Source organism: Sphingomonas sp. Root710, from assembly GCF_001429065.1.
In the GTDB taxonomy this organism is placed as follows: domain Bacteria; phylum Pseudomonadota; class Alphaproteobacteria; order Sphingomonadales; family Sphingomonadaceae; genus Rhizorhabdus.
The window spans coordinates 1,685,936-1,703,841 of record NZ_LMIB01000001.1; the positions used below are offsets into that span (position 1 = coordinate 1,685,936).

The window sequence follows — 17,906 nt, forward strand, 5'->3', positions numbered from 1 at the left end:
CTCACTCATGCGTCGACCATGCCGCGATCGGGATTCTCGTTGTCGGCCAGTTCGCCGGGGCCCTGCGGCCGCGACGGGCCCCCCGCCAGTCTTTCGCGGCGCGCCTCCCGGGCATCGGCGAGCGCCGCCTCGGCAGCCCAAGCCAGGGCGGCCCGTTCGGCGACCTCGCGAATATTGGCGAGGGTCGAACCTGCGGCGCGGACGCGCTGGGCATGTTCCTGATCGCGGCAGAATGTTGCAGTCATGAGCATCATATTTTCCTTCGAACCGGCGCGTGGATCACGCGCGCATCAACAGGCTGCCGGGCGTCGCGCCCAGCGTGCGCTGCAGCGAATCGATTTGCCGGGCATAGCCCTTGGCGAGGCCGAGATGCGCGAGGCGGGAGGGCGCGCAGACCGCCGCAGCGCTGCGCATGAGAGAAACCTGGTGACGGTGAAGAAGATCGTTGAGATCCATGATGGTCTCCTGCGAAGAGAGGAGCGCGGCGGATCATCGGATCAACTGGCGCATGCAGACATTCGGCCAGCAACATCATGTATATAGGGAGCCGGCGGCGGATTTCATACCCCCCGGGGCCGGATTTATCGATTGTCCGATCATGGCTGGAAGCACGCAGCGCGACCGGCGCGTGCGGCCCACATCAAAATCTGGCGGCCTCGTCTTTCTTTTCCGACCCTTATGTGCCATAGTAGCCGTGCTGACGTCGCATTCGACGGATATTTGGCGCCGTGGCGTCCACCTGTCCCCTTATAGCCTCAAGAAGCCGGGATGCTCCGCTGTTGGAGTATGCCCGTCACCCGTGGGACAAAGGATACCCATATGATCACCGGAACCGTGAAATTCTTCAACAATGACAAGGGCTATGGCTTCATCGCACCGGAGACCGGCGGCGACGACGCTTTCGTCCATATCTCGGCGGTGGAACGCGCCGGCATGCGCACCCTCGACAAGGATCAGCGCGTTTCGTACGAGCTCGAGACCGACCGCCGCGGCAAGACCTCGGCCGTCAATCTGCAAGCGGCCTGATCCCGTCGGCAAGGCGCCCTCGCGGCGCTTTGCCCTGGATCGGCCATCCGTCAGGATCTAAACGGCCTGACGCGCGTTCGGAGCGTCGCTGCGGCGACGTTCCGGGCGCTTTGACTTTGGCAAAGGATGACCAAGACTTAATATGGCAGGATTTCAGAATCCGGGTTTTCAGGAGCGGCAGAAGGCCGCTGCGGAAGCGAAGACCCAAGCGCTCGCCAAATATCGGAACCGCACCCCGGTAGATCCGGCAGTGATGGCTGAAAAGGCCGCGCGTCGCGAGGCGCGGGAAGCCGCCGCCGCGGAAAAGCGGATCGCCGCCCAACAGGCCAAAGCCGAGGCGGCCGAGCAGAAGCGTGAGGCCGAGCGCCTGGCCGCCGAAGCTGCTGAGGCCGCGATCAAGGCCAGGAACGAAGCCGCTGCGCAGGCCCAGGCCGACGCGACCGCCAAGAAGGTGGCCGAGCGCGCCCAGTGGACCGAAGAGGACCGGAAGGCCGCGCGCGACGCACGCTATGCCGCGCGCAAGGCGCGTCAGGGACGCCGCTGAGGCGTAGCGACATTCAGCCCACACCGGCCTGCAAAGGGCGCTTTCCCGCGCTTCCGGTGCTCACGTACATTTGAGTATGCTGCGCTCCGGGTCACGGAAAACCACTGTTTTCGGCTCGGTCTGAACTGAATGCCGATATGCCCAGATGTCCATCCAGTTCCGGGGAGGCGTGGGCAAGACCGCCTGGCCTCCCTTGCGACGCAGGGCGCAAAAGCGCATGGAGCGCGCCATGTCTCTCCTCGCCCGCCCCGCCGCTCCGTCGCCGCGCCCTCGCGCGCTGGCGCACTGGTTATTCGTCCTTGCTGCCTTCGTCTTCGCGATCGTGCTGGTCGGCGGGATCACGCGGCTGACCGAGTCCGGGCTGTCCATCACCGAGTGGAAGCCGATCCGCGGGGTCATCCCGCCGCTCAACGACGCCGAGTGGCAGGCCGAGTTCGATAATTACAAGACGATCCCGCAATATGCCGCCTTCAACCTCCACATGACGCTGGAGGGGTTCAAGGAAATCTATTTCTGGGAATATCTCCACCGGCTGCTGGCGCGGGGGATCGGCTTCGTGCTGGCGGGCGTGATGCTCGTGTCGTGGTGGAAGCGGGCGATCCCCGCCGGCTATGGCTGGCGGATGATCGGCATCTTCGCGCTGGGCGGGCTGCAGGGCGTGATCGGCTGGTGGATGGTCTATTCCGGCCTGTCGGAGCGCACCGAGGTGAGCCATATCCGGCTGGCGATCCACCTGATCGCGGCGCTGACGATCTTTTCCGCGCTGCTGTGGACCGCGCTCGACCTGTTGCGGCTGCATCGTGATCCGGCGGCGCGGCCGGCGCGGATCGGCGGGCTGGGCCTGGCGGCGGTCCTGATCCTGGGCGTCCAGATCATGCTGGGGGCGTTCGTCGCCGGCCTGCGCGCGGGCTATGCCTTTGCGAGCTGGCCGAAGATGGGGGACGAATGGTTTCCGGCGGGCGGGTGGAACCCGGCGCTGGGCATCGCCAATCTCTATGACAATCCGGTGGTGGTGCAGTTCATCCACCGCTGGTGGGCGTGGGTGGCGCTGATCGCCGCGCTCGCAGTGGCGCGGGTAGCCAAGGCGCGCGGGGCGACGGGGCCCGTCCATGCCGTCGCGACGCTGCTGATCGTCCAGATCGCACTGGGCATCGCGACGCTGCTGACCGGCGTCGACATCCATGTCGCGGTCGCGCATCAGGGGGTCGCGGTGCTGCTGCTGGGCGCGCTGCTGTGGGCGGCGCATGGCATCGGCAGCGGAACCGGATATCGAAAGGTATCATGATACCTCATTAATTTGGGCCCAATTTGCTTGACTCTTTTGGGTGTCTCTGTGCATTAGCGCCCCGTTCACGCCGCCTCTCAACCGGGCGGCGTCATTCGTTTGAAAAAGGTCCAGGCCCATGAAGGCGCTCATGAAGACCACCAAGGTGGCAACGCCGCACACGGTGGAAAAGAAGTGGCATATCGTTGACGCGGAAGGGCTGGTCGTCGGCCGCGCCGCTTCGATCATCGCCAACATCCTGCGCGGCAAGCACAAGCCGAGCTACACCCCGTTCATCGATTGTGGCGACAACGTCATCATCATCAACGCGGAGAAGGTTCGCTTCACCGGCAAGAAGCTGGGCCAGAAGGTCTATTATCGCCACACCGGCTATGCCGGCGGCATCAAGGAAGCCCGCGCGGACAAGATCCTCGAAGGCCGCTTCCCCGAGCGCGTGCTGGAAAAGGCGATCGAGCGCATGATCCCGCGCGGGCCGCTGGGCCGTCAGCAGATGCGCAACCTGCGCATCTTCAAGGGCGCGGAGCATCCGCACGCCGCCCAGAACCCCGAAGTCCTCGACATCGCGTCGATGAACCGCAAGAACAAGGTGGGCGCATAATGTCCGATAACCGCCAGTCGCTTTCCGATCTCGCCGCGCTGACCGGCGCGGAGGCCCCCGCCCCCGTCGCGGCCGCCGAGACCCCGGCCTACACCACCGACGAAGCGCCGATCGCGGCCGCGCCGGTCCAGGTCCTGCCGACCACCCCGCTGCGCGAGCAGGAAATCGACGCCCAGGGCCGCGCCTATGCGACCGGCCGTCGTAAGGACGCTGTCGCCCGCGTGTGGATCAAGCCCGGCACCGGCAAGATCACGGTCAACGGCCGTGACCAGGAAGTCTATTTCGCGCGTCCGACGCTGCGTCTCGTCATCAATCAGGCGTTCGGCGTGGCCGAGCGCGAGGGCGCCTATGACGTCATCGCGACCGTCAAGGGCGGCGGCCTTTCGGGCCAGGCCGGCGCGGTCAAGCACGGCATCAGCCAGGCGTTGACCAAATATGAGCCGATCCTGCGCGCGCCGATCAAGGCCGCCGGGTTCCTGACCCGCGACAGCCGCGCGGTCGAGCGTAAGAAGTATGGTAAGGCCAAGGCCCGCCGCAGCTTCCAGTTCTCGAAGCGCTAAAAGCCGGACCGCCATTCGGCCCATATCGGCCTGCAAATGGCGGTCCTCCGCGCTTCCGGTGCTCACGTACAGTCGTACGCTGCGCTCCGGGTCACGAAGGACCACCATTTTCGGCTCGATCTGGACCGAATGTCGATCCGTCTTGGACACAAAAAACGGGCTGCCAGCGATGGCGGCCCGTTTTTTATTCGTTATCCCGGGCTCGATCCGGGATCCCGCTTTTCTTGGCCAGGCTGGAGGAAGAAGCGGGACCCCGGATCAAGTCCGGGGTGACGGAAGAGAAGGACGAGCCCCTCAGCCCTTGGGCTTGGTGTAGGGGACGAACTTGCCGAGGCCGAGCGAGCCGCTGGGGAAGTGCGAGCTTGAATCGAGCAAACGGACGATGTCGATGCTGCACAGGTTGGAGCTGTGCGTGTCGGTGACCAGCACATCGTCGCGGTTCAGGAAGTTCGCGCCCGAGGCGGGGCGGTTGACGTACCAGGTGCTGCCCGACTTGTAGAGGATCGCGGTCCGCTCGAAGATCTCGCTCGACTGAATCTGACGCAGCTGGATGCAATCGACCGGTTTTCCGGCGACCCGCCCGGCGAGCGCCTTAGCCAGCCGCGCCTCGGGCTCGACCCGCGGCGCCGAATGGGCAGGGACGGCGGCGGCCATCAACATACCGCCGATAAGGCACAGTGTAGCGCGCATGATGAACTCTCCTTCTGCGAGCAATATGCCGTTCATCAACTGAACCGACAATGTATGGGTGCAGACCCCCTATTTGCGAGGAGCGAGACAGGGCCATGCGAGATGCTGGGGCAGGAGAAGCGCGAAGAATGGAGACACACTCCGTTCGAGCGTTTCGACACACCCCGGCGCTCGCATGGCCCTGCCCTTCGGGTGGGACTAAAAAGGCTGCTGGCACGGTCGGCCGATTGCCAGATACTATCTGTATCTGGCTGCACGTCCTCTCTTCCAGCAGCCTTTTTAGTCTCCATCTCGCCCTCGCAAATAGGGGGTCTGCACCCATAGACGGACTTGCAGGGCGATTTCCTTGCCCTCCGATGAACGCGGGAACCGCGGGGTTTGTTGCCCGTTGCCTGTCCGGAACCTTTGAGGAGTGACTGCCATGAATAAGTTGCTTGTGCTTGGCGGCGCCGCCCTGCTGTCCTTTGGCGCTGTGGCCCCTGCGAATGCGCAAAGCGCGTCGCACATCCTGCGCGGCGCCGGGATTGGCGCGGCCGGCGGCGTCGTGGCGGGCGCGGTGATCCCGGGCCTGTCGGTCGGCGAAGGCGCGCTGGTGGGCGCGGCCGGCGGTGCGCTGTACAACACGCTGATCAACAAGGGCCACCACCGCACCTATCGCAGCCGCAGCTATTATGCGCCGCGCCATGCGACGGGTTCGCGCACGACGGCGGAGCGCTATCGCAGCTATCGCCACCGCTGATCCGGCGCACGATGATGGGCATGAGGCCGGTGCGGGCGGGATGGCCGCTCGTGCTGGCGATCATGACGGCGGCGGCTTCGGCAAAGAAACCGCCGCCGCCGACCGGCCAATTGCGGCTCGACATGGATAATCCGGTGATCGAGCTCCGCATCGGCGACGTGCCGCTGCGGCTGCGGGTTGGGCTGGAGGCCAAGAGATTGATCCAGCTCAACCCCGCCGCCGCAGCCCGGTTGGAAGCCAGCCCGCCCGACGAGAGGTTCCGCTTCGAGCCTGGCGCGGATGCGCAGATCGGGCGGGAGACGCTGAAGGGCGTGGAAGCCGCGGCGCCGATCGAGATCAACGAGCGCAAGATGATCGTCACCGTCGCATCGAATGGCCGCGATTGCTGCGCGGGCGTCGATGGCGAGATCGGCATCGGCCTGCTTCCCTATGCGACGATCCGTTTTGCGCGACCCGCCATGGCCGATCCGGGGCAGAGCGCCGATTTCCGGATCGACGACAATGACGAGCAGGGGCCACAGGCCCCCGTGCGGGTCGCGCGCAGCGATATCCTCGTGCAATTCTCGCTCAACCGCGCCGACAGCGTCGCGACATCCTCTGCCGGGGCACTGCTCGCCCGTGCGCATGGCGGACGGCTGAGCGAGGGTGCGCCGACTGTCGCCGCGTTCGGCATCGAGCGGCCGACCGCGACTCTCGGCTTTGCGCAGCCGGTGAGCATCGCGGGTTTCCGCTTCGACCAGTTGCGCGTCCGCACCGCCGATTTCGCGGGCAACATCGCCTTTCCCGCCGATCCAGCCGAGGACGGCGACATCGTCGTGCAGAAGAAGGTGGAGCAGCAGCGCGCCTGGCCGGTGGTGCTGATCGGCCGCGACCGGCTCGATCGCTGCAGCGAGGCGCTGTTCGACACGATCGCGAAGCGGCTGACGCTGCGCTGCGCCTTTGACGGAAGACCATGATGCGTCCCCTGACCCGCCTTTCCCTGCTGCTGGGCCTGACCATGGGCCTGTCCGCCTCCTCGCCCGCAGCGCGGGGCTCACTCAACGAGCGGGTTTTCGACAAGGCGTGGACGCTGGTCGCCGAGCGCTATTGGGACCGGACGATGGGCGGCAATGACTGGAACGCGATCCGCGACGAATATTATCCCAAGGCGATGGCGGCGCGCGACGAGAAGCAGCTCTACGCCGTGGTCAACCGGATGCTCGACCAGCTCGACGACAGCCATGTCTACGCCACCTCCCCCGCCGACCTGCGCTGGTCGCGCGAGACGCCCGAGGAGCGTGATATGGAGCCGAACCGGCGGCTGGTGCACATGCCGGGCGGGATATTGCTGATCGGCTTCGACCAGTTCGATCCGGGCGACGACAAGTGGATTGCGGACGCCATCGCCGATGCGCCCGATCTGCGCGGCGTGATCCTCGACCTGCGCGGCAATGGCGGCGGGCGTGACGACGTGCTCGACAAGATCGCCGGGCTGTTCTCGCCGCGCAAGGCGCTGCTGATCCGGCTGACCGGCAAGAAGGTGATCGAGGAGAGCACGCGCGGCGCGGGGGCCGATGCCTATCGCGGGCCGCTCGCGGTGCTGGTCGGCCCGCAGACGGCGAGTGCGGCGGAGATCCTGGCCTTCTATCTGGGCGAGAGCGGGCGCGCCTATACGGTCGGCGAGCGGAGCGCGGGCGCGGTGACTGGCGGGGTCGATTACACGCTGCCCGGCGGCGGGCAGCTGACCGTCGCCGAATATGACATCCGCACGGCGAACGGCACCCGGCTGGAGGGTAACGGCTTCACGCCGAAATATCGCGTGTCCGCCGCGAAGACGCCGAACGACGCGGCGCTGGCCAAGGCGGTGGCGCTGCTGCTGGGGACCAAAGCTCAAACCTAAGCCGTCATGCTGAACTTGTTTCAGCATCCACCAGCAGGAACGAGCAACAGATGGGAAGGAACGGGCGCCTGCGGGTCATTCCTCCTGCTTCGCTCCTGCCGCCCGGTGGATGCTGAAACAAGTTCAGCATGACGGAGTAGGGAAAAGGGTTCGCTTGAAACTCCGCCGCCACCATGCTCATGACGCGGGATGACGATCCGATCCCTCTTCGTGACACGCCTTTATGAGGCGATGATCGACAATGACGCGCTGGTCGAAGAGCTCGAGCAGTCGGTGCGGATGCTCGCCGATGAGGATCGCGCCGGGCAAGGCTGGTCGAAGGCGCATGGCTATCGCGGCTACACATCCTATGCCTCGCTCAACGACCTGCCGTCGCGCGATCCGGCGTTCGCCGATCTGGTGAAGCTGCTCAATACCCATGTGCGCCGCTTCGCCGAAGCCTCGCATATGGAGCTGGGCCGCAGGCTCCGGCTCGACAGCCTGTGGGTCAACCTGCTCAAGTCCGGCGGCACCCATTCGGGGCATATCCACCCGCACAGCGTGATTTCGGGCACCTTCTATGTCGCGGTGCCGCCGGGATCGGGCGGGCTGAAGCTGGAGGACCCGCGCCTGCCGCTGATGATGGCCGCCCCGCAACGCACCCACGACGCGCCGGAGGAAGCACAGAGCTTCGTCTATGCCGAGCCGAAGCCGGGCATGGTGCTGCTGTGGGAAAGCTGGCTGCGCCACGAGGTGCCGCCGAGCGCGGCGAAGGGCGACCGGATCAGCGTGAGTTTCAATTATAGCTAGGGGCGATCGATTGAACATATCCGCTCATCCTGAAGAGGGGCTGAGCCTTGGCGAAGGAGAGAGACGTCCTTCGAGACGCCATTTCGACTACGCTCAATGGCTCCTCAGGATGAGCGGGGCTTTTAGAAAAGATAGGATTTACCGCTTCGGCGCGACCAGATCGAACCTGGCGCCCTGCGGGTCCTGCGCGTTGACGACCCACATACCGCCGGGCACCTCTTGCGGGCCCATCAGGACCTTGCCGCCACCGGCCTCGATCCGGCCAACCGCCGCGTCGATCGCGTCGACATGGACGTAGAAGCTCCAATAGGGGTGCGGGGCCTGGGCGTCGTTGTACATCGCGCCGTTGGTGACGCCGCAGTTCGTATCGCCCCCGACCGGCGTCATCGCGATCATCTGATAGGTGCCGAGCGGCCCCATCTCCATCGCGTCGGTCTTCGTCCAGCCGAACTGATCCGCGTAAAAGGCGAATGCCTTTTCCCAATCGCTGCTGTGCAGTTCGTGCCAGTCGACAGTGCCGGCCGTTCCCATCGGCAGCGGCGGCATATCGGGCCCGTCGGGCTGGAGCAGGTTGAACATCGCGCCCTGCGGATCGGCGACCACCGCGATGCGGCCGACATGGGGGATCGGATCGAGGACGTGGTGGACCGTTCCCCCGCCGGCGCGCAGCTTCGCCACGGCGGCGTCGACATCGGTGACATGGACATAGCCGACCCAACAGGGCTGCATCCCGTTCGCGGCGGCCTCAGGCGGGATCGGCATGATCCCGCCGACGCCGCGCCCATCAACCTCCAGCACCGTATAGGGATGCCCGTTGGCCGGGAAAGGCTGGAGCTTCCATCCGACGACGTCGGCGTAGAACGCCTCGGCCGCCTGCTGATCGCTGGTCATCAGTTCGTACCAGAAGAATCTGTTGGCCATGTTGCCTCTCCTCTCTTCTCAAGCTTCGGCGACGGCGCGCTCGATCGCCGCGATGTCGATCTTCACCATCGTGAACAGCGCTGTCATCGCCGCCCTGGCCTTGACGGGGTCCGCCATCAGCGCGCTGAAATTCTCGGGGACGATCTGCCAGTGAAGGCCGTAGCGGTCGGACAGCCAGCCGCATTCCTGAGGCTTGCCGCCGTCGAGCAGCGCATCCCAAATCCGGTCGAGCTCGGCCTGGTCGCGCGCGCCGAAGGACATCGACACCGACAGATTATAGCCGGCGTCGATCCCGCCGTTGAGCGCCTGGAATTTCTGCCCGGCCAGGGTGAATTCGACCATCAGCGTATCGCCGGTCTTCGGGCCGGGCGAGTCGACCGGCGAGGTGTAGACGGCGTCGATGCGGGAATCGGGCAGGATCGAGACATAGAAGCGCGCGGCGTCCTCAGCCTGGTCCTTGAACCACAGGCAGGGCGTAATCCGGGACATGGCATATTCCTTTGTCGCAAGAGCCAGAACGCCGCCACGACGGCCCAAGGCTACGCCATCCTACAGCCGCGACAATTTTTTGCGGCGAAACGTCAGCGGGCCGGGATGTGGCGGCGCAGCTTGACGACCGGCTTGCCCTTATACTCCGCCCTGCCGAAATGGTGGAAACCCAGCTTCTCGGCAACGCGCAGCGACGGCGCGTTGTCGGGATCGATGATGCATACCATCCGCTCCGGCGCGTGGGTCGCCTCCATCCAGTGCAGCACGGCCTGCGCCGCTTCGGTCGCATAGCCATGGCCATGGACGTCGCTCGATATCATCCAGGCGAATTCGGGCCAGGGATCGAAATCATCGCCGAGGCCGCGATGGAAATCGGCGAGGCCCACCTCCCCCACCACCCGGCGCGTCGCGCGCTCCTCGACGAGCAGCAGGCCATAGCCGAGCAGCGCCCAATGACCGACGAAGCGCAGCATGCGCTGCCAGCTTTCCTCACGGGTCGGCGGCTTCTGATAGATCATCCGCACCGCTTCGGGATCGGTGTGGAGGAAGCAGCAGGCCTCGAAATCGTCTAGCCGGTGCGGACGCAGGATCAGCCGGGGCGTTTCCAGCGTGGGGCCCAGATTCACCATATGCGACGCTTCATTCGACCACTTCGCCGGGATCGACGCCCCAGATCCGGTTGATCTCGATATAGCCCTTCTTGCCGTTCACATCGAACAGGCACCAGCCGCTCTCGCACTCGCTGATCTTGCCGACCACGCCGGGCTCGGCGCGCCAGTTGAGGCCCGATCCGCTGCTGGGATCGGCGTGCATCGGCGCGGGAGCGGTGCCGGTCACCACCGCGGTCCGTTTCGCGCTGAGCAGGGTCGCGAGCATCCAGCCCTCGGTGCCGTCCTGCTCGCGGATCCGCCGCCAGTTGCCATAGACCTGCACCACCTGCACCGGCAGATCGCGGCGGCGGTAGCGCCAGGTGGCAGGGTAGGTGCGCTCCGGCCCGGTGCGCAGCAGCGCATCGCCGGTCGCGATCGAGGCCCAGTAGGGCACGGCGCGCTCCTGCGCTTCCGCCCCCGTCGCCACCGATAATGCCGCCAGCAGCAACCAGCCCAGCTTCTTCACGATCGTCCCCTGTGTTCGGCCAATGTGTTGGGCCCCCGGGGCCATAGTAGAGTCCCGCCGCCGCCGTTCAAGAGTCCAGGCGGCATGCCGACATGCTTGCGCTCCGCAGCCGGCGGGATTAGCGACGGACCATGGCCGAACAAGACCGCCCCCGCCGCCCCAAGGTGATCGTCACGCGGCGCCTGCCCGCCGACACCGAGGCGCGGATGAGCGAGCTGTTCGACGTCGAGCTGAACGACGGGGACGTCGCGATGGACGCCGGGGCGCTGGCCGCCGCCGCCGCCCGCTGCGACATATTGGTTCCCACGATCAGCGACCATATCGACGCGGCGGTGATCGAGGCGGGCAAGGGTCGGCTGCGCCTGATCGCCAATTTTGGCAATGGCGTCGACCATATCGACCTGCGCGCCGCGCGCGCGGCCGACATCATCGTCACTAACACCCCCGGCGTGCTGACCGAGGACACCGCCGACATGACGATGGCGCTGATCCTGTCGGTACCGCGGCGGCTGGCCGAGGGCGAGAAACTGGTCCGGTCGGGCCGCTGGACCGGCTGGGGCCCGGTGTCGATGCTGGGCCACCGGATCAACGGCAAGCGGCTGGGCATCATCGGCATGGGGCGGATCGGCCAGGCGGTCGCCCGTCGCGCCCGCGCCTTCGACCTGGCGATCAGCTATCACAACCGCCATCGCCTGCCCGAAAGCCTGGAACAGGAGCTGGGGGCGGCCTATCAGCCCGATCTCGACCGGCTGCTGACCGAGAACGACATCGTCTCGGTCCACTGCCCGCACACGCCCGAGACAGACAATCTGCTCGACGCGCGCCGCATCGGCCTGCTGGCCGAGCATCAATATCTGATCAACACTGCGCGTGGCACGATCATCGACGAGGCAGCGCTGGTCGAGCGGCTCGAGCGTGGCGCGATCGGCGGCGCGGGGCTCGACGTCTTCGCGCACGAGCCCGCGATCGACCCTCGCCTGCTGGCGCTCGACAATGTCGTGCTGCTGCCGCACATGGGATCGGCGACCTTCGAGGGGCGCGCCGCGACCGGCGACAAGGTGATCGCCAACATCCGCACCTGGGTCGACGGGCACCGCCCGCGCGACCAGGTGTTCGAGGGCTGGGTCTAGCCGCAAACACTAGCCCGCAAATGAACGGTCGTTTCAGGCCGCGTTCATTCTCCGATCGCTAGAAAAACTACGTCAGATGAACGGTGGAACATAGTAGATTAGGCTACGTTCTCTGAGCAGGTTTTTTGGAGAAGGGAATAGGTCATGAAGACGAACAAGCTGATCGCAACGGCGGTTGCCCTGTCCGTTGCTGGTGCAACCCCTGCTTTTGCGCAGAGCGCGGGCGACCTCGCCAAGGGCGCGCTGATCGGCGCAGGCGGCGGCGCGGTCGCTGGTGCGGTGATTCCGGGCCTGAGCACGGGTGACGGTGCGATCATCGGCGCCGTGGGCGGTACCGCCATCACCGCGCTGAACAAGAACAAGCATCGTTACTATCGCGATAGCTACGGCCGCAAATACTGGGTCGATAAGCACGGTCGCCGTCACTATAAATAAGGCCGACTGAGGTCTCGATAAGGCCGCTCCGGCAGGGGCGGCCTTATTTATGTGTTTTGTTTGCGCCCTCAGACGCCGGGCGCCGGGCATCCGCCCGGCTTGGCTTCCTCGCAATAAGCTCGGGCGCGCGTTCGCGCTTGCGGAGCCTGCGGCTCCGGACCATCACATTCTACCTTCGTCATGCTGAACTTGTTTCAGCATCCACTCCTCCACGGGAGCGCCGGAGCAGGTGGCATGGTGGACCCTGAAACAAGTTCAGGGTGACGGTAACCGTCACGGCCAAGTGATGACACGCCCAAGTTCAGCATAACGGTTTAGGACGTTGGGTAGAAACCCCTAGCTCTTGATCTTCCAGCCCTTGTCGAGCGCGGTATAGCTGATCGCGATCAGCGCCAGGTTGACCACCAGCAGCGCCACCGCACCGATCAGGATCGGCGAATCGGTGATGCCGAGGAAGCCATAGCGGAAGCCCGAGATCACGTAGAAGAACGGATTCAGGTGGCTGACCGTCTGGAAACCGGCATGGAGGGCTTCGACCGAATAGAAGGTGCCCGACAGCAGCGACAGCGGGCCGATGACGAAATTCTGGATCGCGGCGGCATGATCGAACTTGTCGGCCCAGATCGAGGTCAGCACGCCGAACAGGCTGAGCATCAGCGATCCCATGATCCCGAACCAGATCATCGCCAGCGGATGCACCGGGGTGACGTCGACGCCCGGCCAGAAGGCCATGGCGAGCCATACCGCGAAGCCGACCAGGATCGCGCGGGTGACCGACGCGCCGACCAGCGCGGTCAGCACTTCGCCGGTCGACAGCGGCGGCATCAGATAGTCGACGATCGTTCCCTGCATCTTGCCGACGAGCAGCGAGAAGCTGGCATTCGCATAGGCGTTCTGCATCATGCCCATCATGATCAGGCCCGGCGCGATGAAGCTGGCGAAGGGATGACCCATCACCTGACGGTCGCCGCTGCCCAGCGCCACGGTGAAGACGACGAGATATAACAGCGTCTGAATCGCCGGGGCCCAGATTGTCTGCAGCTGGACCTTGAAGAAACGCTTCACCTCCTTCACATAGAGGGCACGCATTCCCCCCCAGTTGAAGAACGGGATAACCGGCACGCCTGGCGGAGGGATCATGATTTTTTTGGGCTGGTCGCTCATGGGCATTTCGCCTATCGGCTCCCCGCTCCGCCTGCAAGAGCCCGGCTCGCCGGATGCAGGCGAAAACCGAGGGTAAGACATGTCCTGGACCGACGAACGGATCGATCAGCTCAAGCGCCTCTGGGGTCAGGGGATGACCGCCAGCCAGATCGCCGACGAACTGGGCGGCGTCAGCCGCAACGCCGTGATCGGCAAGGCGCACCGCCTTGGCCTCGAAGCACGCCCTTCTCCGGTGAAGGGCGGTGACGCTGCGGCCGCATCGCCGAGCGCGCCCAGCGCCCCAGCCGCCCCCGCAGCCCCGCCCCCCGAACGCGCCGCAGCCCCTGCGCCGCGCCCGGCCCCCGCCCCGGCCCCCGCGCCCGTCGCAGCCCCGGCTCCCGTTGAGCGGCCCGCCGCGCCGCAGCCTATGGTGCGCTCGATCGGCCCCGGCGGCTTCCAGCGCCAGACGCCGGGCGAACAGTCTGCTCCGATCGCGCCCGCGCCGCCGCGCCGTCTGGTCCCCGCCAAGCCGTCGGCGGAGATGGCTGACAAGACGAGCCTGCTCGATCTGAACGACAAGATCTGCAAATGGCCGCTCGGCCACCCGGGCGAGCCCGACTTCCATTTCTGCGGCGAGCCGATCAACCCCGGCTTCCCCTATTGCCTCGACCATTGCTCGGTCGCCTATCAGGCGCAGTTGCCCCGCCGCGACCGCCGTCCGCCACCGCCGTTGCCGTTCGGTGGCCCACGGGTCCGATAATCCTCGCGGTGTGAGCGGATTCCGATCCGCTCATCCTCGGGGCTGGGCGGGTCACGCACGCACGGGCCCGGGTCTCATTCGACAGCTTCCCCTTCCCTCCATGCACCATCCCGCTATGCTCGCACGATGAGCAGCACATCGGGGGCGGACGGCGCGGCCGTCCAGGGGCGAGGCATCATCGGCGCGATCCGGCCCTATACGGAGCCGGCACCGCTGGCCGCGCTGTTCCTGGGCATGAGTTCGGGCTTTCCCTATGCGATGATCGGCGCGACGCTGACGACGCGGCTGGCGCAGGATGGGATCGACAAGAAGGCAGTGACCGCCTTCACCCTCGCTTTCCTCGTCTACAACCTGAAATTTCTCTGGGCGTGGATCGTCGACGGCGTCCGCCTGCCAGTGATCGGGCGGCTTGGCCAGCGCGTCTCGTGGATGCTGGTGATCGGCGTGCTGGTGATCGCCGCGGTCGTCCATCTCGGGCTGGTCGATCCCAGAGCCAGTCTCGCCCAGACGGCGATCGCCGCGATCCTGGTGGGCGCGGCGGGAGCGACCTTCGACATCATCATCGACGCCTATCGCATCGAGCTGCTCGAAGCCCGGCAACTGGGCGTCGGTGCGGGCATGTCGCAATATGGCTGGCGGATCGGATCGACCGCGGCGGGCGCGCTGGCGCTGGTGGCTGCGGACCGGCTCGGCTGGAACGCGGCTTATATCCTGTGCGCCGCCTTCGCCCTGCCCGCGATGATCACCGCGCTGATCATGGGCGAGCCCAAGCGGCACCGCGAACCGGCGATGCGGCAGACGCGCAGCGAACTGGTGGCGTCTATCGTCGGGCCGCTCGCCGAATTCTTCCGCCGCCGCGGCGCGGCGCTGGTGCTGCTGTTCATCCTGCTCCACAAGATCGGCGACACCCTCGCCAATCTCACCTTCCGGCTGCTGTTCGACGACCTCGGCTACAGCAATGACGAGATCGCAATCTACGACATCGGCATGGGCTTCTGGGCCTATCTGATCGGCATCTTCATCGGCGGCATCCTCTATTCGCGGCTGGGGATGAAGCGATCGGTGCTGTTCAGCCTGATCCTGATGGGCGTATCGAACCTGAGCTTCGCGGGTCTCGCGCAGATCGGCCATGACAACTGGGCGATGGCGGGGGCGATCGGCTTCGAGAATATCGCCAGCGGCATCGGCGGCGTCTGTGTCGTCGCCTATTTCTCCGCGCTGTGCGACCTGCGCTTCACCGCCGCGCAATATGCGCTGATCTCCGCCGCCGCCAGCGTGGTGGGCCGCATCGCCACCGGCACCACCGCCGGGGCGATGATCGAAGCGGTCGGCTATGTGAACTTCTACCTGCTCACCACTCTCGCCGCGCTGCCCGGCATCATCCTGTTCTGGCTGATGATGCGCGCGGGGCTGATCGATCAGTCGATCGGGAGTGCGGGGATCGAGGGCGATTAGCGGACTGCCGGGGGCAGTCCGCAGCCCGAAATCGGCGCGCCAGGTGAGTCGCGGGCCTAGCCTCCAGCGTGCCCTCACCCTCCCACCGCTACGCGGCGGGCCCCTCCCTCTCCCCTGAAGGGAGAGGGGTTTTTACTCCGGCAAAAAGTCCGGGACCGACAAATAACGCTCACCGGTGTCGTAGTTGAAGCCGAGCACCCGCGCACCCGGCGCTTCCTTCAGCTTCTGGGCAATCGCCGCCAGGGTCGCGCCCGAGCTGATGCCGACCAGCATGCCTTCTTCGCGCGCCGAGCGGCGGGCATAGTCCTTGGCGTCGGCGGGATCGACCTGGATCACGCCGTCGAGCAGCTGGGTGTGGAGGTTGGTCGGCACGAAGCCCGCGCCGATGCCCTGGATCGGGTGCGGGCCCGGCTGGCCGCCCGAGATGACCGGCGACAGCGTCGGTTCGACCGCGAACACCTTGAGGCCCGGCCAGCGGCTCTTGAGAACCTGCGCGGTGCCGGTGATGTGGCCGCCGGTGCCGACGCCGGTGATCAGGATGTCGATCGGGCTGTCCTTGAAATCGGCGAAGATCTCTTCGGCGGTGGTGCGGACATGAACCTCGATGTTCGCCGGATTTTCGAACTGCTGCGGAATCCACGCGCCGGGGGTCTGCGCCTGCAGTTCCAGAGCGCGTTCGATCGCGCCCTTCATGCCCTTTTCACGCGGGGTGAGATCGAAGCTCGCGCCATAGGCCAGCATCAGCCGCCGCCGCTCGATCGACATGCTCTCGGGCATCACCAGCACCAGCTTGTAGCCCTTGACCGCCGCGACGAGCGCGAGGCCGATGCCGGTGTTGCCGCTGGTCGGTTCGATGATCGTGCCGCCGGGCTTCAGCTTGCCCGACTTTTCCGCGTCCTCGATCATCGCCAGCGCGATGCGGTCCTTGATCGATCCGCCCGGATTGCTGCGCTCGGACTTGATCCAGACCTCGGCATCGCCGAACAGCCGGTTGATGCGCACATGTGGCGTGCCGCCGATCGTATCCAATATCGATGCCGATTTCGTCATGCTGCCTTCTCCAAAGAGGATGCTTCTTCCAACGGCGCGGGCGGATCGAAGGTCCGCGCGCGCAATATCTCCGGGAACAGCCTCGCCCACAAGGCCGCGACCATGATCGTCCCGATGCCGCCCGCCACCACCGCGGCGACCGGCCCGATCAGCGCGGCGAGGAAGCCGGACTCCGCCTCGCCAAGCTCATTGGACCCCGAAATGAAAAGGATCGACACCGCACTCACCCGCCCCCGCATCGCATCGGGCGTATATATCTGGATCAGCGACTGTCTGATGAAAACGGAGACCATATCCGCCGCGCCGAGCATGGCGAGGCAGACGAGCGCGACCAGCATCGGCATCGGGGTCTTGTGGGCCAGGCCGAAGATCACCGTCGCCACCCCGAACACCGCCACCGCGACCAGCAGTTTCGCGCCGACATTGCGCTGGAGCGGGCGGCGGCTCAGCCAGATCGCCACGACCGTCGCGCCAACCGCCGGCGCGGCGCGCAGATGGCCCAGCCCCGACGAACCGATGTGCAGAATGTCGCGGGCATAGATCGGCAGCATCGCCGTCGCCCCACCCAGCAGCACCGCGAAAAGATCGAGCGAGATCGCGCCCAGCACCAGCCGGTTGCGCCGGACATAGGCGAGCCCTTCGATCATCTGGGGCCACGGATTGCCGCGTCCACCACCGGCGGTGCGCGGGACCGGCGGGATCATCATCAGGTTGATCCATGCGCTGAGGAGCAGTCCCGCGCTGACCGCATAAGCGAGCGGCGGATGAATAGCATAGAGATACCCGCCGAGCGGCGGACCGATGATCCCCCCGATCTGCCATGCCACCGAACTGGTCGCTATCGCTGCCGGCAGGATCGCCGGTGGAACGAGATTGGGCGACAGCGCCTGGAACGCCGGACCGGAAAAGGCGCGGGCGACGCCGAGCAGCGCGGCGATCATGAACAAGGCCGGCAAGCTGACCGCATCGCGCCAGGTGAGCAGCGCGAGCGCCGTCGCGCAGATCACCTCCAGCCCGACGGTCGCGCGGACGATCCAGCGCCGGTCGAACCGGTCGGCAACCAGCCCCGTCACCAGGGTCAGCGCCATCAACGGCAGGAACTGCGCCAGCCCTACCAGGCCTAGCTGCACCGCCGCCTCGCGCGGCTGCATGGTACGGCGAGCGACGTCGTAGACCTGCCAGCCGATGATCACGACCATCGAATTGAGCGCGATCGTCGAGCAGAAACGCGCGAGCCAATAATGGCGAAAGGCGGGAATCGAAAAGGGGGATTGCGGCTTCGCCATCGCTGTTCTCT

General features: G+C 66.0%; 23 protein-coding genes. 13 read left to right on the plus strand and 10 right to left on the minus strand.

Annotated elements, in window-relative coordinates:
- Window positions 1–5 precede the first annotated feature (5 nt).
- Together ASE00_RS07865 and ASE00_RS23855 are read right to left on the minus strand one after the other, a co-directional pair.
- Window positions 6–245 carry a hypothetical protein gene (locus tag ASE00_RS07865; protein ID WP_156405318.1) on the minus strand — a complete coding sequence of 80 codons (240 nt, stop codon included), beginning with the start codon at window positions 243–245 and terminating at the stop codon, window positions 6–8.
- A gap of 34 nt (window positions 246–279) precedes the next feature.
- Window positions 280–456 (minus strand): hypothetical protein, encoded by a 177-nt coding sequence (locus ASE00_RS23855; protein ID WP_200957887.1) that lies wholly within the window; start codon window positions 454–456, stop codon window positions 280–282.
- Window positions 457–819: 363 nt separating this feature from the next.
- Between ASE00_RS23855 and ASE00_RS07870 the strand changes: the two genes are divergently transcribed.
- The 5 genes from ASE00_RS07870 to rpsI all read left to right on the plus strand — a co-directional run bounded on the left by ASE00_RS07870 (window position 820) and on the right by rpsI (window position 4,013).
- Window positions 820–1,026, plus strand: a complete 207-nt coding sequence (locus tag ASE00_RS07870; RefSeq protein WP_056378788.1) for a cold-shock protein — start codon at window positions 820–822, stop codon at window positions 1,024–1,026.
- 142 nt (window positions 1,027–1,168) lie between these two features.
- The gene (locus ASE00_RS07875) at window positions 1,169–1,570 is read left to right on the plus strand and encodes a DUF6481 family protein (protein ID WP_056378790.1); all 402 of its coding nucleotides are present in this window, start codon (window positions 1,169–1,171) and stop codon (window positions 1,568–1,570) included.
- A 217-nt stretch (window positions 1,571–1,787) separates the two neighbouring features.
- Window positions 1,788–2,855, plus strand: coding sequence for a COX15/CtaA family protein (locus tag ASE00_RS07880; RefSeq protein ID WP_414819832.1), 1,068 nt, complete (start codon window positions 1,788–1,790; stop codon window positions 2,853–2,855).
- Window positions 2,856–2,973: 118 nt separating this feature from the next.
- Window positions 2,974–3,453: a 50S ribosomal protein L13 gene (rplM, locus tag ASE00_RS07885; RefSeq protein WP_056378794.1), complete on the plus strand. Its 480-nt coding sequence runs from the start codon at window positions 2,974–2,976 to the stop codon at window positions 3,451–3,453.
- Window positions 3,453–4,013, plus strand: coding sequence for a 30S ribosomal protein S9 (gene rpsI, locus ASE00_RS07890; protein ID WP_082594522.1), 561 nt, complete (start codon window positions 3,453–3,455; stop codon window positions 4,011–4,013). Before rplM ends, rpsI begins: the two co-directional genes overlap by 1 nt.
- 294 nt (window positions 4,014–4,307) lie before the next feature.
- On the opposite strand, the gene ASE00_RS07895 is transcribed toward rpsI, so the two are convergent.
- A complete protein-coding gene (locus tag ASE00_RS07895; protein WP_056379447.1) occupies window positions 4,308–4,703 on the minus strand; it encodes a hypothetical protein in 396 nt (131 codons plus the stop codon).
- Between the two features lie 421 nt (window positions 4,704–5,124).
- Between ASE00_RS07895 and ASE00_RS07900 the strand changes: the two genes are divergently transcribed.
- From ASE00_RS07900 to ASE00_RS07915, 4 genes are all read left to right on the plus strand, one after another.
- A complete protein-coding gene (locus tag ASE00_RS07900; RefSeq protein WP_056378796.1) occupies window positions 5,125–5,442 on the plus strand; it encodes a hypothetical protein in 318 nt (105 codons plus the stop codon).
- A gap of 11 nt (window positions 5,443–5,453) precedes the next feature.
- A complete protein-coding gene (locus ASE00_RS07905) occupies window positions 5,454–6,398 on the plus strand; it encodes a hypothetical protein (RefSeq protein WP_056378798.1) in 945 nt (314 codons plus the stop codon).
- Window positions 6,395–7,321 carry a S41 family peptidase gene (locus tag ASE00_RS07910; protein WP_235538568.1) on the plus strand — a complete coding sequence of 309 codons (927 nt, stop codon included), beginning with the start codon at window positions 6,395–6,397 and terminating at the stop codon, window positions 7,319–7,321. Before ASE00_RS07905 ends, ASE00_RS07910 begins: the two co-directional genes overlap by 4 nt.
- A gap of 189 nt (window positions 7,322–7,510) precedes the next feature.
- Window positions 7,511–8,110, plus strand: a complete 600-nt coding sequence (locus ASE00_RS07915) for a TIGR02466 family protein (protein WP_056378802.1) — start codon at window positions 7,511–7,513, stop codon at window positions 8,108–8,110.
- Window positions 8,111–8,248: 138 nt separating this feature from the next.
- Here ASE00_RS07915 and ASE00_RS07920 read toward each other — a convergent pair whose 3' ends face one another.
- From ASE00_RS07920 to ASE00_RS07935, 4 genes are all read right to left on the minus strand, one after another.
- Complete coding sequence (locus tag ASE00_RS07920) at window positions 8,249–9,031, minus strand: VOC family protein (RefSeq protein ID WP_056378804.1); 783 nt, start codon at window positions 9,029–9,031, stop codon at window positions 8,249–8,251.
- Between the two features lie 18 nt (window positions 9,032–9,049).
- Window positions 9,050–9,520, minus strand: coding sequence for a VOC family protein (locus ASE00_RS07925; RefSeq protein WP_056378806.1), 471 nt, complete (start codon window positions 9,518–9,520; stop codon window positions 9,050–9,052).
- Between the two features lie 92 nt (window positions 9,521–9,612).
- A complete protein-coding gene (locus ASE00_RS07930; protein ID WP_235538569.1) occupies window positions 9,613–10,149 on the minus strand; it encodes a GNAT family N-acetyltransferase in 537 nt (178 codons plus the stop codon).
- Between the two features lie 10 nt (window positions 10,150–10,159).
- The gene (locus ASE00_RS07935) at window positions 10,160–10,681 is read right to left on the minus strand and encodes an SH3 domain-containing protein (protein WP_056378807.1); all 522 of its coding nucleotides are present in this window, start codon (window positions 10,679–10,681) and stop codon (window positions 10,160–10,162) included.
- Window positions 10,682–10,767: 86 nt separating this feature from the next.
- Here ASE00_RS07935 and ASE00_RS07940 point away from each other — a divergent pair, with 86 nt between their 5' ends.
- Together ASE00_RS07940 and ASE00_RS07945 are read left to right on the plus strand one after the other, a co-directional pair.
- Complete coding sequence (locus ASE00_RS07940; RefSeq protein WP_056378809.1) at window positions 10,768–11,766, plus strand: 2-hydroxyacid dehydrogenase; 999 nt, start codon at window positions 10,768–10,770, stop codon at window positions 11,764–11,766.
- A 144-nt stretch (window positions 11,767–11,910) separates the two neighbouring features.
- Window positions 11,911–12,201: a hypothetical protein gene (locus tag ASE00_RS07945; RefSeq protein WP_056378811.1), complete on the plus strand. Its 291-nt coding sequence runs from the start codon at window positions 11,911–11,913 to the stop codon at window positions 12,199–12,201.
- 336 nt (window positions 12,202–12,537) lie between these two features.
- Here ASE00_RS07945 and ASE00_RS07950 read toward each other — a convergent pair whose 3' ends face one another.
- Window positions 12,538–13,365 (minus strand): ABC transporter permease, encoded by an 828-nt coding sequence (locus ASE00_RS07950; RefSeq protein WP_056378812.1) that lies wholly within the window; start codon window positions 13,363–13,365, stop codon window positions 12,538–12,540.
- A gap of 79 nt (window positions 13,366–13,444) precedes the next feature.
- Here ASE00_RS07950 and ASE00_RS07955 point away from each other — a divergent pair, with 79 nt between their 5' ends.
- Window positions 13,445–14,104 carry a GcrA family cell cycle regulator gene (locus tag ASE00_RS07955; protein WP_056378814.1) on the plus strand — a complete coding sequence of 220 codons (660 nt, stop codon included), beginning with the start codon at window positions 13,445–13,447 and terminating at the stop codon, window positions 14,102–14,104.
- Between the two features lie 126 nt (window positions 14,105–14,230).
- Window positions 14,231–15,559, plus strand: coding sequence for an AmpG family muropeptide MFS transporter (locus ASE00_RS07960; protein ID WP_056378816.1), 1,329 nt, complete (start codon window positions 14,231–14,233; stop codon window positions 15,557–15,559).
- Between the two features lie 132 nt (window positions 15,560–15,691).
- Here the strand turns inward: ASE00_RS07960 and cysK are convergent, their stop codons facing one another.
- Both cysK and ASE00_RS07970 read right to left on the minus strand, forming a co-directional pair.
- Window positions 15,692–16,609 carry a cysteine synthase A gene (gene cysK, locus ASE00_RS07965; RefSeq protein ID WP_056378818.1) on the minus strand — a complete coding sequence of 306 codons (918 nt, stop codon included), beginning with the start codon at window positions 16,607–16,609 and terminating at the stop codon, window positions 15,692–15,694.
- Window positions 16,606–17,895, minus strand: coding sequence for an MFS transporter (locus ASE00_RS07970; RefSeq protein ID WP_056378819.1), 1,290 nt, complete (start codon window positions 17,893–17,895; stop codon window positions 16,606–16,608). Before ASE00_RS07970 ends, cysK begins: the two co-directional genes overlap by 4 nt.
- Between the last annotated feature and the right edge of the window lie 11 nt (window positions 17,896–17,906).

Bases quoted from the DNA above. Each gene is read 5' to 3' on its own strand.
- ASE00_RS07865 (WP_156405318.1), bottom strand. From the start codon at position 245: ATGACTGCAACATTCTGCCGCGATCAGGAACATGCCCAGCGCGTCCGC.
- ASE00_RS23855 (WP_200957887.1), bottom strand. From the start codon at position 456: ATGGATCTCAACGATCTTCTTCACCGTCACCAGGTTTCTCTCATGCGC.
- ASE00_RS07870 (WP_056378788.1), top strand. From the start codon at position 820: ATGATCACCGGAACCGTGAAATTCTTCAACAATGACAAGGGCTATGGC.
- ASE00_RS07875 (WP_056378790.1), top strand. From the start codon at position 1,169: ATGGCAGGATTTCAGAATCCGGGTTTTCAGGAGCGGCAGAAGGCCGCT.
- ASE00_RS07880 (WP_414819832.1), top strand. From the start codon at position 1,788: ATGGAGCGCGCCATGTCTCTCCTCGCCCGCCCCGCCGCTCCGTCGCCG.
- rplM (WP_056378794.1), top strand. From the start codon at position 2,974: ATGAAGGCGCTCATGAAGACCACCAAGGTGGCAACGCCGCACACGGTG.
- rpsI (WP_082594522.1), top strand. From the start codon at position 3,453: ATGTCCGATAACCGCCAGTCGCTTTCCGATCTCGCCGCGCTGACCGGC.
- ASE00_RS07895 (WP_056379447.1), bottom strand. From the start codon at position 4,703: ATGCGCGCTACACTGTGCCTTATCGGCGGTATGTTGATGGCCGCCGCC.
- ASE00_RS07900 (WP_056378796.1), top strand. From the start codon at position 5,125: ATGAATAAGTTGCTTGTGCTTGGCGGCGCCGCCCTGCTGTCCTTTGGC.
- ASE00_RS07905 (WP_056378798.1), top strand. From the start codon at position 5,454: ATGATGGGCATGAGGCCGGTGCGGGCGGGATGGCCGCTCGTGCTGGCG.
- ASE00_RS07910 (WP_235538568.1), top strand. From the start codon at position 6,395: ATGATGCGTCCCCTGACCCGCCTTTCCCTGCTGCTGGGCCTGACCATG.
- ASE00_RS07915 (WP_056378802.1), top strand. From the start codon at position 7,511: ATGACGATCCGATCCCTCTTCGTGACACGCCTTTATGAGGCGATGATC.
- ASE00_RS07920 (WP_056378804.1), bottom strand. From the start codon at position 9,031: ATGGCCAACAGATTCTTCTGGTACGAACTGATGACCAGCGATCAGCAG.
- ASE00_RS07925 (WP_056378806.1), bottom strand. From the start codon at position 9,520: ATGTCCCGGATTACGCCCTGCCTGTGGTTCAAGGACCAGGCTGAGGAC.
- ASE00_RS07930 (WP_235538569.1), bottom strand. From the start codon at position 10,149: ATGGTGAATCTGGGCCCCACGCTGGAAACGCCCCGGCTGATCCTGCGT.
- ASE00_RS07935 (WP_056378807.1), bottom strand. From the start codon at position 10,681: ATGGCCCCGGGGGCCCAACACATTGGCCGAACACAGGGGACGATCGTG.
- ASE00_RS07940 (WP_056378809.1), top strand. From the start codon at position 10,768: ATGGCCGAACAAGACCGCCCCCGCCGCCCCAAGGTGATCGTCACGCGG.
- ASE00_RS07945 (WP_056378811.1), top strand. From the start codon at position 11,911: ATGAAGACGAACAAGCTGATCGCAACGGCGGTTGCCCTGTCCGTTGCT.
- ASE00_RS07950 (WP_056378812.1), bottom strand. From the start codon at position 13,365: ATGAGCGACCAGCCCAAAAAAATCATGATCCCTCCGCCAGGCGTGCCG.
- ASE00_RS07955 (WP_056378814.1), top strand. From the start codon at position 13,445: ATGTCCTGGACCGACGAACGGATCGATCAGCTCAAGCGCCTCTGGGGT.
- ASE00_RS07960 (WP_056378816.1), top strand. From the start codon at position 14,231: ATGAGCAGCACATCGGGGGCGGACGGCGCGGCCGTCCAGGGGCGAGGC.
- cysK (WP_056378818.1), bottom strand. From the start codon at position 16,609: ATGACGAAATCGGCATCGATATTGGATACGATCGGCGGCACGCCACAT.
- ASE00_RS07970 (WP_056378819.1), bottom strand. From the start codon at position 17,895: ATGGCGAAGCCGCAATCCCCCTTTTCGATTCCCGCCTTTCGCCATTAT.